The organism is Methylocystis sp. Uni0008 (genome assembly GCF_056838045.1).
Genome location: NZ_CM166370.1, coordinates 2,224,452 through 2,238,969, shown reverse-complemented (window position 1 = coordinate 2,238,969; position 14,518 = coordinate 2,224,452). Strand labels below are relative to the sequence as shown.

Sequence of the window (14,518 nt, the reverse complement as noted above, 5' to 3'; positions counted from 1 at the left end):
CGCGTCAATGGCGGGCGCGCCCATCGGCCGCGCTTGAACGGCGCGGCCGGCTCGGCCATATAGCTGTAGCCGGGGCGCTTCGCGGGCTCCGGCGAGGCGCCAACAGGGCTTCAGTCACAATGTCGCGTCCGCCGCTCAATTCGCCGTTCCTGCTCGGATTCGATGAGATCGAACGGGCGCTCGACCGAGTCGCCCGCACCGCGTCCGACGGCTACCCGCCATATAACATCGAACGCATTCCCCGCAGCGAGAGCGCGCCGGAACGGCTTCGGATCACGCTCGCCGTCGCCGGCTTCACGCGCGATCAGCTTGACGTCTCGCTCGAAGAAAACCAGCTCGTCATCCGCGGGCGGCAGACCGAGGAGCGTGAGCGGCACTTCCTGCATCGCGGCATCGCCGCGCGGCAGTTTCAGCGCGCCTTCCTTCTGGCCGAAGGGATGCAGGTGCTGGGCGCCGATCTCGTCAATGGCCTGCTGTCGATCGACCTGGCGCGGCCCGAGCCCGAGCGCGTGATCAAGAAGATAGAAATCGCGGCGCGCGATTGAACCGCGCCCGGCCGCGGTGAACGATGATCCGCGGGCGTCGCGGCTCGTCACATGCCGCGGTCAAGCCAGTTGCTTGAGAGCGGGCGCGGAAAGCCCTATCAGGGATCATGTTCGAGCTTGCCGTCGCGCTTGTATTGATCGTGATCAACGGGATCTTCTCGTTGTCAGAACTCGCCATCGTCTCGGCGCGCAAGGTCAGGCTGAAGACTTTGGCCGCGGAAGGGCGCCGGGGCGCCGCGACGGCTCTGGCGCTCTCTGAGGATCCGGGGCGCTTTCTCTCCACGGTGCAGATCGGCATCACGCTCGTTGGCGTGCTGGCGGGCGCTTTCTCGGGCGCGGCGCTCGGCCAGCGGCTCTCCCACGAATTGCGCGCGCAGGGCCTGTCAGGAACGACGGCCGATTGGATCGGCTATGGTGGCGTCATCGGGGTCATCACCTATCTTTCCGTCGTCATCGGCGAACTCCTGCCGAAGAACATCGCTCTAAGGCATGCCGAAGCCATCGCCTGCCGGATGGCGGCGCCGATGGCGTTCCTTTCCACGCTCGGCGCGCCGGTCGTCTGGCTGCTCGACGCGTCGACGAAGCTCGTTCTGCTGCTCGTCGGCCAGAAGAACGAGCCGCCCGCCGCCGTCACGGACGAGGAGATCAAGACGATCGTGGCTGAAGCGCATTCGGCCGGCGCGATCGAGGCTGACGAGCAGCAGATGATCGCCGGCGTGCTGCGCCTGGGCGACCGCGCCGCGCGCGCGCTGATGACGCCGCGCGCCGAAGTCGACTGGCTCAATCTCAGCGAGCCCGAGGACATCCTGCGCCAGAAGCTTGTCGAGACCACACACGCGCGTCTGCCGGTCAGCCGCGGCGATATGGACGACATGATCGGCGTGCTGCTGATCCGCGACCTTCTTGGGCCGGCCCTGCGCGGCGAGCCGCTCGACCTCGAGGCCCATGTCCGGCCCGCGCCCGTCGTCCCCGATTCGATCGATGCGCTCGACGCGCTGAACGTCTTGCGCGAAGCCGAGACGCCGATGGCGCTCGTGCACGACGAATACGGGCACTTCGACGGGGTGGTGACGCCTGCGGATATTCTGGACGCCATTGCCGGCGCGTTCAGATCCGACGAGGGACATGAAGAGCCGGAGGCGCTTCAACGCGACGACGGCAGCTGGCTCCTGGCCGGATGGATGCCGGTCGATGAGATGGCCGAACTCCTGCACGTCGCGCTGCCGGAGAACCGCAGCTTCGAAACGGTCGCCGGCCTCGTGCTCGACGGGCTCATCCGCTTCCCGACGCTTGGCGAAACGGTCGAGAAGCTGGGGTGGCGGTTCGAGGTCGTCGACCTCGACGGCCGCCGGCTCGACAAGGTGCTCGCGAGCAGGCTGCCCATCGAAAGCGAATAAACGCGCAAAACTGCGCTTCCGTGAAATTTCGGAAGACGCTGCGTGTGCGGCTTATGAGGTGGGGTTAGCCTCGCCCAGAGCGGCGCGCGCTTGGCGCGCCTTGTCTGGGATGGCTTTAATGCAGGCTAACCATCTGGAGATGGTTTTCGCGAGCGTTGCCGATGCAGCCCTCTTCCGAGTCTGCGAGCACAATGGGCGCTCCGTCCGCGCCGAAAAGCGCGAAGATCGTCAGCCCCGGCGCAATCTGCGGCGCCTGCGGGTAAAGCCGATTGACGTCTTCCGAGCGCATCGGCCGCACGTAAGCGATGAGGCCATCGCCAAGGTGGGCAAACTGCTCGGCCGTCAGCGGAGACTCTCTCGTTTCGGTCGCGGTCTTCATTTCCATCTCTACCTCCATGGCGGTCCTTTCGCCCCGCCGACGACGCCCAATGAGCGGCGCGCCGTCTGAAGTTAGATGTGCATGGTTCGGAGATTTTGAAGGGGCATGCCGCTATAGAGCGAGCGCAAGCCTTGCGGGATCCTCGAGCAACTCCTTGACGCGGACCAGGAAAGTCACCGCCTCCTTTCCGTCGACGAGGCGGTGATCGTAGGAAAGCGCGAGATACATCATCGGCCGCGCTTCGATCTTGCCGTCGATGACGACGGGACGCTCTTGAATCTTGTGCATGCCGAGAATGCCCGCCTGCGGCGCATTGAGGATCGGCGTGGACATGAGCGAACCATAGACGCCGCCGTTCGAAATCGTGAACGTGCCGCCTTGAAGATCGGCGATGTCGAGGGCGCCGTCGCGCGCCTTGCGGCCGAGTTCGGCGATGGTCCGTTCGATCTCCGCAAGCGACATGCGGTCCGCGTCGCGCACCACCGGCACGACGAGGCCCTTATCCGTGCCGACCGCCACGCCGATATGGCAGAAGCGCTTGTAGATGATATCCGCGCCGTCGATCTCCGCATTGACGGCGGGAATTTCCTCCAAAGCCTGGCAGCAGGCCTTCACGAAGAAGCCCATGAAGCCGAGCTTCACGCCGTGCCGCTTCTCGAACGCCTCCTTGTAGCGTTTGCGCAGTTCGATGAGCGCCGACATGTCGACCTCGTTGAAGGTCGTCAGCATGGCGGCCGTGTTCTGCGCTTCTTTCAGGCGCCGCGCGATCGTCTGACGCAGGCGCGACATCTTCACCCGCTCTTCGCGGCCGGCGTCTTCCTGCGGAACCGGAGTCCGGGGCGCCGGCGCTTCGATGCGCGCTTCCTGCGCGGGAGCCGTTTGAGCCCGGATTTCCTGCGCGGGCTGCGGCGCCGCCTGACGCGCGGCGAATTGAACGACGTCTGATTTCAGCGCCTGGCCGCGCTTGCCGCTGCCCGGAACCTGGGCGATGTCGATGCCCTGTTCCACAGCGATCTTGGCGGCTGAGGGCGAGGGCGGCATGGCCGTCGCTGGAGCGGGCGCCGGCGCCGGCGCTTGCTTGGGCGCCGGCTGGGCGGGGACGGGCTTGGGCGCGGCCTCGCCGCTCTTCGGCGCCGCCGCCGCTCCCTCCGCGATCTGTCCGAGCAGCGCGCCCGGCTCGACGGTTTCGCCTTCCTTCGCGACGATCTCGGCGAGCACGCCGGCGGTTGGGGCGTTGACTTCGAGCGTGACTTTGTCGGTTTCGAGCTCGGCGAGAGGCTCGTCGGCGCGCACCGCATCGCCTGCTTTCTTGAACCAGCGGCCGATAGTCGCCTCAGTCACCGATTCGCCCAGGGTCGGCACGCGGATTTCAGCCATCGCCTCACTTCTCACTTTTGGTCCGCGTCGCGCGTTAAGGCGCGAACGCTTCGTCCAGAAACAGTTTCAGCTGCGCCAGGTGCCGGGACATCGTCCCCGCGGCGGTCGAGGCCGACGCGGGACGGCCAACGTAGCGCGCGCGCTTTGATTTTCCGCCGATCTGCGTCAGCACCCATTCAAGATAGGATTCGACGAAGGACCAGGCGCCCATGTTCTTTGGCTCTTCCTGACACCATACGACGTCGGCGTCCTTGAACCGCCCGAGCGCGGTGACGAGGCCCTTGAGCGGAAACGGATAGAGCTGCTCGACGCGCAGCAGATACACGTCGTCGACGCCGCGTTTCTCGCGATCTTCGAAAAGATCGTAATAGACCTTGCCCGAACACAGGATGACGCGGCGGATCTTGTCGTCAGGCTGAAGAACGAAGGTCTCGGTCGGCGCCGTTTCGGCGTCGTCGAGAAGGAGACGCTGGAAACTCGACGCCATGCCCATCTCGCCGAGGCGCGAGACGGCCCGCTTGTGGCGCAGCAGGGATTTCGGCGTCATCAGCACGAGAGGCTTGCGGAAGCTTCTGTGCAGCTGCCGGCGAAGGATATGAAAGTAGTTCGCAGGCGTCGTGCAATTGGCGACCTGCATATTGTCTTCGGCGCAAAGCTGCAGATAGCGCTCGAGCCGCGCGGACGAATGTTCCGGACCCTGGCCTTCGTAGCCATGCGGCAGCAGGCAGACGAGCCCGGACATGCGCAGCCATTTGCGCTCGGCCGAGGAAATGAACTGGTCGAAGACGACCTGCGCGCCATTGGCGAAATCGCCGAACTGCGCTTCCCACATCACCAGCGCGTCGGGCTCCGCCAGCGAATAGCCATATTCGAAGCCGAGCACCGCCTCTTCCGAGAGCATGGAGTTGACGACCTCGTAACGGCCTTGACCGTCCGCGATGTGATTGAAGGGCAGGTAGCGCGCCTCGTTCTCTTGATCGATCAGCACGCTGTGACGTTGCGAAAAGGTGCCGCGCTCGCTGTCCTGGCCGGAGAGCCGCACATTGTAGCCTTCGTAAAGCAGCGAACTGATCGCCAGCGCTTCGGCCGTCGCCCAGTCGATCGGCCCGCCATGGTCGATGGCCGACCTGCGATTGTCGAGAAAGCGCTGGATGGTTCGATGCGCGTGAAAATCGGGCGGCGTCGACGTGATCTTGTCGCCGATGTGCTGGAGCGTCTCCAGCGCGACGCCGGTCTGGCCGCGACGCTCGTTCTCCGAGAGCTGTGAACCTGATTTCTTTCCGGCCCAGCGGCCGTCGAGCCAATCCGCCTTGTTGGGCCTGTAGCTTTGGCCGGCTTCGAACTCTTCGTTGAGTCGCGTGCGCCAGTCTTCCTTCATGCGGTCGACGTCGGCGCGCAACATCACGCCTTCGGCGATCAGGCGATCCGCATAGATGTCGAGCGTCGTGCGATGCGACCGGATCTTCTTGTACATCAGCGGCTGCGTGAAGCCCGGCTCGTCGCCCTCGTTATGGCCGAAGCGCCGGTAGCACCACATGTCGATGACGACGGGCTTTTGAAACTGCTGACGAAATTCAGCGGCGACGCGGGCGGCGAAAACGACCGCCTCCGGATCATCGCCGTTGACATGAAGAATTGGCGCCTCGACCGTCTTGGCGACGTCGGACGGGTAGGGCGAAGAGCGCGAGTAGCGCGGATAGGTTGTGAAGCCGATCTGATTGTTGATGATGAAGTGGATCGAGCCGCCGGTGCGATGGCCCTTCAATCCGGACAGGCCGAAACATTCCGCGACGACGCCCTGGCCGGCGAAGGCCGCGTCGCCGTGAATGAGAAGCGGCATGACGCAGCGGCGATCTCCGTCCGTGCAATGATGCTGATCCTGCTTGGCGCGCACCTTGCCGAGCACGACGGGATCGACGATCTCGAGATGCGACGGATTGGCCGTCAGCGAGAGATGCACCTTGTTGTCGTCGAAGGCGCGATCCGACGACGCGCCGAGGTGATATTTGACGTCGCCGGAGCCTTCGACCTCGTCGGGCAGGAAAGAGCCGCCCTTGAACTCATGAAACAGCGCGCGATGCGGCTTCGCCATCACTTGCGACAGCACGTTGAGACGGCCGCGGTGCGCCATGCCGAGAACGATTTCCTGAACGCCGAGCGCGCCGCCGCGCTTGATGATCTGCTCCAGCGCCGGAACGATGGACTCGGCGCCGTCAAGTCCGAATCGCTTGGTGCCGGTGTATTTGACGTCGAGGAACTTCTCGAAGCCTTCAGCCTCGACGAGCTTGTTGAGAATCGCCCGCTTGCCTTGCTCGGTGAAGACGATCTCTTTCTTCGGGCCTTCGATGCGCGCCTGCAGCCAGGCCTTCTCCTCCGGATTGGAGATATGCATGAATTCGAAGCCGATCGTGCCGCAGTAGGTGCGGCGCAGGATCGTGACCATCTCGAAGAGCGTGGCGTAGCGCATGCCCAGCACGCCATCGAGGAAGATCTTGCGCTCGTAATCCTCGTCGGTGAAACCGTAAGTCTGCGGATTGAGTTCGCCGTGGTCGTAGCGCTGCTCGAGTCCGAGCGGATCGAGGTTGGCGTGCAGATGGCCGCGCATGCGATAGGCGCGGATCATCATCAGGGCGCGAACCGAATCGCGCGTCGCGCGCAGAACCTCCTCGCCGGTCGGCGCTGGCGCGGCCCCGGGGGCGGCTGGCGCTTTAACAGGCGCCGGCGCCTCGCCGACGATCGCGCTCACCCATTCGCCGTTCGGCTGCGGCCAGTCGCGCCGCGCCCAGCTCGGCCCGCCGACGGCCGCCTTCTCCTGCGGCCGGATCCCCATCTCCGCGAAGAAATTGCGCCAGTCCGGGCTGACGGTCGACGGATCGGCCTCATAGGCCGCAAGCAGGCTTTCGAGGTAGCCTGCGTTCGCGCCCTGCAGAAAGGATGTCGAAGCCAGAAAGTCATTTTGCGGCGAGCGCGCGCCCGCCGGCGCGGCAGGCCCGGCGCCGCCATTGGTTTCAAAACGCGCCATCTCAATCTTTCCCAAAAGCGCCGGCGCTTGCAGACGCAGACGACTTTCGAAGCGTTGAGCGGACTAAGGCGCTAGCCCTTCAGCGCTTCGACCAATGTCTTTCCGAGCCTCGCAGGCGACGGCGACACTTTGATGCCCGCCGACTCCATGGCCGCGATTTTACTTTCGGCGTCGCCCTTGCCGCCCGATACGATCGCGCCCGCATGGCCCATCCGGCGGCCAGGAGGCGCGGTGCGGCCAGCGATGAATCCGACCATCGGCTTCTTGCGGCCGCGCTTGGCCTCGTCTTTCAAGAATTGGGCCGCGTCTTCCTCCGCCGACCCGCCGATCTCGCCGATCATGATGATGGACTTAGTTGCCTCGTCAGCCAGAAACAACTCCAGCACTTCGATAAAATCCGTGCCTTTCACGGGGTCGCCGCCGATGCCGACGGCCGTGGTCTGACCCAGGCCTTCGCGGGTTGTCTGGAACACCGCCTCATAGGTGAGCGTGCCCGAGCGCGACACGACGCCGACCGAGCCGCGCGAGAAGATGTTGCCGGGCATGATGCCGATCTTGCTCTCGCCGGCGGTGACGACGCCGGGGCAATTCGGACCGATCAGGCGCGACCTGGAGCCGCAGAGCGCGCGCTTGACGCGGATCATGTCCTGCACCGGAACGCCCTCGGTGATGCAGACGATCAGCGGGATCTCGGCTTCGATCGCCTCGCAGATCGCGTCGGCCGCGCCCGGCGGCGGCACATAGACCACGGAAGCCTCGGCGCCCGTCTTTTCGCGCGCTTCGAGGACGGTGTCGAAGACCGGAAGGTCGAGGTGGACCGAGCCGCCTTTGCCGGGCGACACGCCGCCGACCATCTTGGTGCCGTAGTCCAGCGCCTGAACGGAATGGAACGTGGCGGTCTTGCCGGTGAAGCCTTGGGTGATGACTTTGGTGTTCTTGTCGATCAGCACGGACATGAAGCGCAAATCCTGAAGAAAGCAAAACGGCGCGCGCGCCTTTTACATCGAAGCGAAAAACCGGCAGCCGCCGCCCGTCGTCGCCCGCGGCGGAACCTATTGACAAAAGCTCAGCCGCACAAGGCGACAAAGGCCCCTGCGACAGGCCGCCGCGTCGCCTTCCCGTTGTCTGTTTTGGCTCGGCAAGCCTTTACGCAGGATGAACCAAAACAAAAGCCGGCGGTCGCCCGCCGGCTTTTTTTAACTCGAGGATGCGTCTTCGCTCAGTGCGGGGCGGCGCCGAGGCTCGACACGTCGACCTTCACGCCCGGGCCCTGGGTGGAGCTGAGCGCGACGCGCTGAATATAGGTGCCCTTGGCGCCCTGCGGCTTCGCCTTGGCGACCGCGTCGACGAAGGCCTTGATGTTCTCGACGAGCTTGCCGTCGTCGAACGAGGCCTTGCCGACCGTGCCCTGAACGATGCCGGCCTTCTCGACGCGGAACTCGACCGCGCCGCCCTTGCTGGCCTTCACCGCGCCGGCGACGTCCATCGTCACGGTGCCGACCTTCGGGTTCGGCATCATGCCGCGCGGCCCGAGCACCTTTCCGAGACGGCCGACGAGCGGCATCATGTCCGGCGTCGCGATGCAGCGGTCGAAATCAATCGTTCCGCCCTGCACCGTCGTGACCAGATCCTCGGCGCCGACGACGTCCGCGCCCGCGGCCTTGGCTTCGTCCGCCTTGGCGCCGCGCGCGAAGACGGCGACGCGCAGAACGCGGCCGGTGCCGTTCGGCAGATTGACGACGCCGCGCACCATCTGGTCGGCGTGCTTGGGATCAACGCCCAGATTCATGGCGATCTCGACGGATTCGTCGAACTTGGCCTTGGCGCGCTCGCGCACGAGCTTCACCGCCTCGTCGACCGCATAGAGCTTCGTGCGTTCGATGCCCTCGCGGGATTTTGCGATACGTTTTCCGATATGCGCCATGGTCTTACTCCACCACCACGAGGCCCATCGCGCGGGCGGAGCCTTCGATCATCGACATTGCGGATTCGACCGAGGCGCAGTTGAGGTCGGGCATTTTCTTTTCCGCGATTTCGCGGATCTGCGCCTTCGTCACCTGGCCGACGACGTTGCGCCCCGGCGTCTTGGAGCCGGAGGCGGGCTTCTTGCCGATCTTGAGGCCGACGGCCTTCTTGAGGAAGAAGGAGACCGGCGGCTGCTTCATCTCGAAGGTGAAGGAGCGGTCCTGATAGGCGGTGATGACCACGGGGATCGGGGTCCCCTTTTCGATCTGTCCCGTCTTGGCGTTGAACGCCTTGCAGAATTCCATGATGTTGAGGCCGCGCTGGCCGAGCGCGGGACCGATCGGCGGCGAGGGATTGGCCGCGCCAGCCGGCACTTGCAGTTTGATATAGCCGGCGATTTTCTTCGCCATTGCTTCTCTCCAACGTTTGGCGCTCCCCGCGCGTGATGCGCGGCGGCGCCGGTTGCAGTTCGTGGTGCGACATGGTCTCCCGAGGCGAAGCGGGCATGTCTCCCACGTTGGGTTTTCGTTTCGGGTGAACGAAACGAAAAAAGCCCCCGCGAAGGGGCTTCGTGGCTTCTATGGGATGGCGACAGAAAGATCAACCGTCAATTATCGCACGATACGAGCGCACATGTTGGGATTTGCCCGAGCCTCTAGAGACAGATCGAGAGTTACATAAGCATCTATAAATATTAGGTCTATCCATTTGTCATCAACTGATGCTGTCGGCACATATGTCATATAATTAATGAGGCATTTGTGAAGATCATTTGCTAATAGACGAACCACTTCCGAATAAAATGTGCCCATTCTTTCATGGCAAATCTTGTTTCTAATTTCTCTAATCAGATTAAGCGCAGCCTCCTCGGTTGCACTTATGACGCCAAGATGTGCTGCTTTAATGATTTTAGCATCGAAGGTCATCTTTTTTGCCTTGTCGGCAGACACACCTTTGCTAATCAGAAGCGTCATCAAGCGCTCCGAGAGGACCGCTTCTGCGTGCGCCGCGATCCCGCGGCTGCTACCAGAAGCGATTTCTTCGTTGTGCGGAAGAATCTCCAGCATCCGTTCCACGACGTGGGGAGCCTTTGTCAAGGCCTCCAATTCAAGGACCGCTTCCGCCGGAACTGGATGCGTCGATCGTTGAGTTTCGAACGGCGCGATTTCCCCGAATTGACCAGAAACAATTTTTTGAAAAATCTCTCGTCCGTGAGGCTCACAGTCATACGGTGATGCAGTGAACGGCACCTCTTTCGCCATGTGTTCGAATTTGATGATGCAATCGATGGACGAGCGGTCTGCAGTACTCCATCTTGGATTTCGGAGAGTGTATTTGAAATTCCGCTGCTTCGGTCGCGTCATTGGAATCAGCTCCAGAATCGGCGCAGGCGCTCCTCGAATTCGGTCAGCAGAACGCCATGGCCGATCGCCGAAGAGTGATATTCCATAACCGAACGGCGCAGACCGGAGATTTGGTCGCCGAGACGCTTTTCGAGCGCCATCATGTCTGACGCTACGTCGGCGCGCAGCGAATGAATCTCGGAGCGAAGCTCCGAGCGCACATCGGCAATATCGTGCTTCGTCGCCATCACTTTGCGCATCCCGGCGACCTCGCCGGCAAGGCTGTCCACCTTCCCGTCGATCTTGCGCAGCAGCGCCAAGGTAAAATTTTCGGGCTCGTCGCTCAATCGCGGCTCCCAGTCGCCGGCGTGAAAAAAGCCGGGCAATTTTCTAGAATAGCATATTTTCCTGGGCGGGCGCCCCGTGCAGCCAAAGCGCAGTCGCGGAAGGACTTCCTCATCCCGGGATGAGGAGCGAGCGAAGCTCGCGTCTCGAAGGATGAAGGAGAAAAAAAGCTATTCAAATTCGGGCTTGAGATGTCCTCAGACCTTCTCGACCTGGGCGAACTCCAGTTCGACCGGGGTCGGGCGGCCGAAGATCGACACGGCCACCTTGAGGCGCGAACGCGCCTCGTCGATCTCCTCGACGAGGCCGTTGAAGGAGGCGAACGGCCCGTCGGCGACGCGCACCGTCTCGCCGACCTCGAACATGATCGTCGGCTTCGGCCGCTCGACGCCCTCGGCGACCTGGCCCTTGATGCGCAGGGCCTCTTCCTCGCTGATCGGCATCGGCTTGTTGTCGGCGCCGAGAAAGCCCGTGACCTTCGGGGTATTCTTGATGAGCGAGAAGACCTGATCCGACAGATCGCATTTCACCAGCACATAGCCGGGGAAGAATTTGCGCTCGGCCGAGACCTTGCGTCCGCGCCGCACTTCCATGACCTGTTCGGTCGGGACCAGAATCTCTTCGAAATGGTCGGAGAGACCGCGCTGCGTCGCGCCCTCGCGAATCGCGTCGGCGACCTTCTTCTCGAAGTTCGAATAGGCGTGGACGATATACCAGCGCATGCTCATAGCGGCGCCATCAGCTCCAATTATCTATCGACCGACGCCCAGCATCAGCCCGACGGCGAAACGCAGCGCCCAATCGACGACGACGAAAAACAGGCTCGCGAAGAGCACCATGAGGATGACGAGGCCGGTCGTGATCAGCGTCTCGCGGCGCGAAGGCCAGGTGACCTTGCCCGCCTCGGCGCGGACTTCCTGCAGGAATTGAAACGGATTGACCATTCGACTACCGGGCTGTGCGGGGACGCGCGATTTGCCGTCGTGACGCGCGTCGTAAAACGATCGCGGCGCGGGACCTGCCGGCCGCGCGCCACGAATTCAAATGGCTTATAGCGGCTTAGCGCCGCGCCGCCAAGCGAAAAACGCCGCCGTGGCCGTCCGGCCCGCGACAGGTCACGCGACGCCGCGGGCGAGCGACGCCAGGTCGGGCGGCAGCAATCGCTCTTCCTCGGGCGTGAGGGCCGCCACCTTGCCCCCAAGACTGCGGCCAAGCCGAGTCATCGCCTCGCTGAGGTTCGGGGGATCGTAGCGCGTGTTCGCGGCGCCGTAGATCGCGCAGCTGCGGCCGAGCTTGGCCAGCACGCTCCAATGGACTTTCTCGTTGACCTGTTCCTCGCCAGGGTCGCCGCCGGCGCTGAAGAAACTGTTGGCGGGGGCGCCGGCCGGAAACATCTCGCGAGCGCGCGGAAAATTCCTGTCGATCGGATATTTCTCGGCCGAATCCGGAATGTCGCCGTCGATGTTCGGCTTCACCGCCCGCTTGATCGCGCCTTCGTCGAAGGAGAGACCGGTGAGCGCCTGGGTGCGCGCGATCATCCAGATCAGCGCGATGTCCGACAGGCCCGATTCCTCGTAGCCGCCGCCCACATTGCAATGGACGCCCGGAAACCAGTTCTGCTCGATGTTCCTGGGATGCGCCGTCCCTTTCTTCACCGTCCAGAACGTCGGCGTGAAGGGACGGCGGCGCTCGTCCACGCCGATCGCGTGTAGCGCGTGATCGACATGCGGGCCGAGCTGCGTGTCCTCGAAACCGCCGAACACCGCCAGCGTGACATAGCGGCCGAGCGGCGCAAGCCCGCTGAAGCCCGCAGGCACGCCATATGAGCCGACCGTGTCGAAGACGCCGAGCAGCTTGATGCGATTGTTCGACTGTATGTCGGGACCGCTCGGCGGGCCGCCGAGCTGCGACGCCTTCTTCGCGCTCTTGTTGGCCTTCACGATGTCGAAGATGCTTTTGTCGCGGGTCTTGCGTATGCCGCAGTCGCCGATCAGGCCGGCCAGCGCGCGCGCCGCATAGGCGCCGCGCGAAAAACCGTAGATATACAGCTCCTGATCGTCTCGATAATTGTCGACGACCCAATTGTAGGCGTCCTGAACGATGGTCCGCAGGCCAAGCCCCGCCGCGCCGCCGACGATCTTGAATCCTTCGGCGCCGACGCCGGAAAAGTAGCGGACGTTCTGCTCGACGCCGTCCGCGCCTTTCGCAGGGATGAACTTTTCGGCGACTTTCTCATCCCAGGACTTTTTGCAGATGTTGGTGAAATCGCGCGGCGTGTTCCATGTGCCGTCGAGCAAAACAATGTTGCGAATCATCTTTCCTCCAAAATCGGCGAGCCCGGAGCAATGGAAACTGAAAACGTTACGGCGCGCCTAGAGAATGGTGACGCGCTTTGACGGCGTCCGCAAGCGAGTGACGATGGTTGCCCAGGAGGGGCGCTCGCCGCTAAGAAAGCCAGACTCGAGCCCAGCTCTGGAGAAGAGAATGCGCGCACGCTCACTGTTGCTGGCTGCAGTCGCAGCGGCGGCGACCGCCGGCTGCAATGCCGCCCGGCAACCGCAGATCGTTCCACCCGGCCCGGCGGGCCCGCCGCCGGCGCGGATGGGCGAAGCGCTTCCGCCCGACTCTCCGGGCTGCGCCGGCGCGGTCGCGCGCTATCGCTCCGTGATCGACAACGACTTGGCGATGGGCCACGTCAACAAGAGCGTTCACGCCCAGATCTCGAACGAGATCGGCGAGGCGTCCTCGGCCTGCTCGAGCGGTCAGGACGGCCGCGCGCTGTCGCTGTTGCGCGCCTCGAAATCGCGACATGGCTATCCGGGGTAATGGCGCCTGGCGGGCGCGCGCCCTGCGACATCAGCTTGGAAGCGATCCAGACTAGATTGATTGACCTCATGTTTTGGCGTTCTTACCTTCGGTGGCGACGCGTCAACACAGCGGCGCTGAGCAAATTCAGGAGGTTGGGTTTTTGATGCGCTGCTACTTTTGGGCCGTTCTCACGGCCTTGGCTCTGAGCCTTTCTCCCGCTGCGGCCGAGAACGCCTTCACGCTCACGATCAAGGGCCACCGCTTCGACCCGGCCGAACTGCGGGTTCCAGCCAATCAGGCCGCGACGCTGACCGTGAAGAACCTCGACCCGACCCCGGAAGAATTCGAGAGCAAGAGCCTGCGGATCGAGAAGGTGATCCCCGGCAACAGCGAGGCGACCTTCACGCTCCGACCGCTGAAGCCCGGCCGCTACAAGTTCGAGGGCGAGTTTCACGACGATACGGCCAAGGGCGAGGTCATCGCGGAATAGCCATGCTCGGCGCGCTCATCATCGTCTTCCGCGAAGCCATCGAGGCAGGGCTTATCGTCGGCATCGTGCTTGCCGTGACGCGCGGCGTCGCCGGCTCGCGCGGCTTCGTCGCGGCGGGAGCGGGCTTGGGGGCGCTCGGCGCGGTCATCGTCGCCGCCTTCGCCGACCGCCTCTCGGCAGCCTTCGCGGGCAGCGGCCAGGAGCTTTTCAACGCCGCCATTCTCGCCACCGCCGTTGTGATGCTGGTCTGGCACAACATCTGGATGGCGCAGCACGGGCGCGAGCTGGCGCAGAACCTCTCCGAGGTCGGCCGGGCGGTGGCGCGTGGCGATGAGACGCTGTTCGCGCTCACCGCCGTCGTCGCGCTCGCGGTGCTGCGCGAAGGCGCAGAGGTGGCGCTGTTTCTCTACGGCATTCTTGCATCAGGCGAATCCGGCTGGGACGTCTTCGCCGGCGGACTCGCCGGCCTGGCGCTCGGCGCGGCGACAAGCGTCGCCACCTTCTACGGGCTGGTCTCGATCCCCGCGAAACGGCTGTTCGCGGTGACGACATGGCTCATCACGCTGCTCGCCGCCGGCCTCGCGGCGCAGTGCGTCGCTTTCCTCCAGCAGGCGGGCCTCGTGACGGCGCTCTCCGAGACCGCCTGGGACACGTCGTGGCTGCTATCCGATAAGAGCATCGTCGGCCGGGTGCTGCACACGCTGATCGGCTATGCCGACCAGCCGTCCGGCTTGCAGGTCGCGGTTTATCTCGGAACGCTTGTCTCGATCATCGCCGCGACGAAATTCTTCGCCGCGCGGCCGCCGTCCGCCGCCATGCGCGCGCCCGCGGAATAGGCTGGGCGCGC

16 protein-coding genes are annotated in these 14,518 nt (G+C 63.9%); 5 read left to right on the top strand and 11 right to left on the bottom strand.

Going from position 1 to position 14,518, the window contains the following annotated elements; translation table 11 throughout:
* Positions 1–119: 119 nt before the first annotated feature.
* The gene (locus AC0X69_RS11130; protein ID WP_482607621.1) at positions 120–545 is read left to right on the top strand and encodes an Hsp20 family protein; all 426 of its coding nucleotides are present in this window, start codon (positions 120–122) and stop codon (positions 543–545) included.
* 107 nt (positions 546–652) lie between these two features.
* Entirely contained in the window at positions 653–1,942 is a 1,290-nt protein-coding gene (locus AC0X69_RS11125) for a hemolysin family protein (protein ID WP_482607620.1), read from the top strand.
* A 115-nt stretch (positions 1,943–2,057) separates the two neighbouring features.
* On the opposite strand, the gene AC0X69_RS11120 is transcribed toward AC0X69_RS11125, so the two are convergent.
* The 11 genes from AC0X69_RS11120 to AC0X69_RS11070 all read right to left on the bottom strand — a co-directional run bounded on the left by AC0X69_RS11120 (position 2,058) and on the right by AC0X69_RS11070 (position 12,688).
* On the bottom strand, positions 2,058–2,327 hold the full coding sequence (locus tag AC0X69_RS11120; protein WP_482607618.1) for a BQ00720 family protein: 270 nt from the start codon (positions 2,325–2,327) through the stop codon (positions 2,058–2,060).
* A gap of 105 nt (positions 2,328–2,432) precedes the next feature.
* The gene (gene odhB / locus AC0X69_RS11115; protein WP_482607617.1) at positions 2,433–3,698 is read right to left on the bottom strand and encodes a 2-oxoglutarate dehydrogenase complex dihydrolipoyllysine-residue succinyltransferase; all 1,266 of its coding nucleotides are present in this window, start codon (positions 3,696–3,698) and stop codon (positions 2,433–2,435) included.
* Positions 3,699–3,732: 34 nt separating this feature from the next.
* Positions 3,733–6,720 (bottom strand): 2-oxoglutarate dehydrogenase E1 component, encoded by a 2,988-nt coding sequence (locus AC0X69_RS11110; protein WP_482607615.1) that lies wholly within the window; start codon positions 6,718–6,720, stop codon positions 3,733–3,735.
* A gap of 71 nt (positions 6,721–6,791) precedes the next feature.
* A complete protein-coding gene (sucD, locus tag AC0X69_RS11105) occupies positions 6,792–7,676 on the bottom strand; it encodes a succinate--CoA ligase subunit alpha (protein WP_482607613.1) in 885 nt (294 codons plus the stop codon).
* A gap of 263 nt (positions 7,677–7,939) precedes the next feature.
* Complete coding sequence (gene rplA, locus AC0X69_RS11100) at positions 7,940–8,644, bottom strand: 50S ribosomal protein L1 (protein WP_482607611.1); 705 nt, start codon at positions 8,642–8,644, stop codon at positions 7,940–7,942.
* Positions 8,645–8,648: 4 nt separating this feature from the next.
* On the bottom strand, positions 8,649–9,095 hold the full coding sequence (gene rplK, locus AC0X69_RS11095) for a 50S ribosomal protein L11 (protein ID WP_482607609.1): 447 nt from the start codon (positions 9,093–9,095) through the stop codon (positions 8,649–8,651).
* A 201-nt stretch (positions 9,096–9,296) separates the two neighbouring features.
* Positions 9,297–10,049, bottom strand: a complete 753-nt coding sequence (locus tag AC0X69_RS11090; RefSeq protein ID WP_482607607.1) for a hypothetical protein — start codon at positions 10,047–10,049, stop codon at positions 9,297–9,299.
* Between the two features lie 5 nt (positions 10,050–10,054).
* Complete coding sequence (locus AC0X69_RS11085) at positions 10,055–10,375, bottom strand: hypothetical protein (RefSeq protein WP_482607606.1); 321 nt, start codon at positions 10,373–10,375, stop codon at positions 10,055–10,057.
* Between the two features lie 195 nt (positions 10,376–10,570).
* The gene (nusG, locus tag AC0X69_RS11080; RefSeq protein WP_482607604.1) at positions 10,571–11,101 is read right to left on the bottom strand and encodes a transcription termination/antitermination protein NusG; all 531 of its coding nucleotides are present in this window, start codon (positions 11,099–11,101) and stop codon (positions 10,571–10,573) included.
* A gap of 24 nt (positions 11,102–11,125) precedes the next feature.
* Positions 11,126–11,317, bottom strand: coding sequence for a preprotein translocase subunit SecE (gene secE / locus AC0X69_RS11075; protein WP_482607602.1), 192 nt, complete (start codon positions 11,315–11,317; stop codon positions 11,126–11,128).
* A 171-nt stretch (positions 11,318–11,488) separates the two neighbouring features.
* Positions 11,489–12,688, bottom strand: a complete 1,200-nt coding sequence (locus AC0X69_RS11070) for a T6SS phospholipase effector Tle1-like catalytic domain-containing protein (protein WP_482607600.1) — start codon at positions 12,686–12,688, stop codon at positions 11,489–11,491.
* 169 nt (positions 12,689–12,857) lie between these two features.
* On the opposite strand from AC0X69_RS11070, the gene AC0X69_RS11065 reads away from it, so the two are divergent.
* The 3 genes from AC0X69_RS11065 to AC0X69_RS11055 all read left to right on the top strand — a co-directional run bounded on the left by AC0X69_RS11065 (position 12,858) and on the right by AC0X69_RS11055 (position 14,507).
* Positions 12,858–13,199: a hypothetical protein gene (locus AC0X69_RS11065; RefSeq protein WP_482607598.1), complete on the top strand. Its 342-nt coding sequence runs from the start codon at positions 12,858–12,860 to the stop codon at positions 13,197–13,199.
* A 145-nt stretch (positions 13,200–13,344) separates the two neighbouring features.
* Positions 13,345–13,671: a cupredoxin domain-containing protein gene (locus AC0X69_RS11060; protein ID WP_482607596.1), complete on the top strand. Its 327-nt coding sequence runs from the start codon at positions 13,345–13,347 to the stop codon at positions 13,669–13,671.
* Positions 13,672–13,673: 2 nt separating this feature from the next.
* Positions 13,674–14,507 carry an FTR1 family iron permease gene (locus AC0X69_RS11055; protein WP_482607594.1) on the top strand — a complete coding sequence of 278 codons (834 nt, stop codon included), beginning with the start codon at positions 13,674–13,676 and terminating at the stop codon, positions 14,505–14,507.
* Positions 14,508–14,518 lie beyond the last annotated feature (11 nt).

Excerpts from the sequence above, each read along its gene's own strand:
- AC0X69_RS11130 (WP_482607621.1), top strand. The coding sequence starts at position 120 with ATGTCGCGTCCGCCGCTCAATTCGCCGTTCCTGCTCGGATTCGATGAG.
- AC0X69_RS11125 (WP_482607620.1), top strand. The coding sequence starts at position 653 with ATGTTCGAGCTTGCCGTCGCGCTTGTATTGATCGTGATCAACGGGATC.
- AC0X69_RS11120 (WP_482607618.1), bottom strand. The coding sequence starts at position 2,327 with ATGGAAATGAAGACCGCGACCGAAACGAGAGAGTCTCCGCTGACGGCC.
- odhB (WP_482607617.1), bottom strand. The coding sequence starts at position 3,698 with ATGGCTGAAATCCGCGTGCCGACCCTGGGCGAATCGGTGACTGAGGCG.
- AC0X69_RS11110 (WP_482607615.1), bottom strand. The coding sequence starts at position 6,720 with ATGGCGCGTTTTGAAACCAATGGCGGCGCCGGGCCTGCCGCGCCGGCG.
- sucD (WP_482607613.1), bottom strand. The coding sequence starts at position 7,676 with ATGTCCGTGCTGATCGACAAGAACACCAAAGTCATCACCCAAGGCTTC.
- rplA (WP_482607611.1), bottom strand. The coding sequence starts at position 8,644 with ATGGCGCATATCGGAAAACGTATCGCAAAATCCCGCGAGGGCATCGAA.
- rplK (WP_482607609.1), bottom strand. The coding sequence starts at position 9,095 with ATGGCGAAGAAAATCGCCGGCTATATCAAACTGCAAGTGCCGGCTGGC.
- AC0X69_RS11090 (WP_482607607.1), bottom strand. The coding sequence starts at position 10,049 with ATGACGCGACCGAAGCAGCGGAATTTCAAATACACTCTCCGAAATCCA.
- nusG (WP_482607604.1), bottom strand. The coding sequence starts at position 11,101 with ATGAGCATGCGCTGGTATATCGTCCACGCCTATTCGAACTTCGAGAAG.
- secE (WP_482607602.1), bottom strand. The coding sequence starts at position 11,317 with ATGGTCAATCCGTTTCAATTCCTGCAGGAAGTCCGCGCCGAGGCGGGC.
- AC0X69_RS11070 (WP_482607600.1), bottom strand. The coding sequence starts at position 12,688 with ATGATTCGCAACATTGTTTTGCTCGACGGCACATGGAACACGCCGCGC.
- AC0X69_RS11065 (WP_482607598.1), top strand. The coding sequence starts at position 12,858 with ATGCGCGCACGCTCACTGTTGCTGGCTGCAGTCGCAGCGGCGGCGACC.
- AC0X69_RS11060 (WP_482607596.1), top strand. The coding sequence starts at position 13,345 with ATGCGCTGCTACTTTTGGGCCGTTCTCACGGCCTTGGCTCTGAGCCTT.
- AC0X69_RS11055 (WP_482607594.1), top strand. The coding sequence starts at position 13,674 with ATGCTCGGCGCGCTCATCATCGTCTTCCGCGAAGCCATCGAGGCAGGG.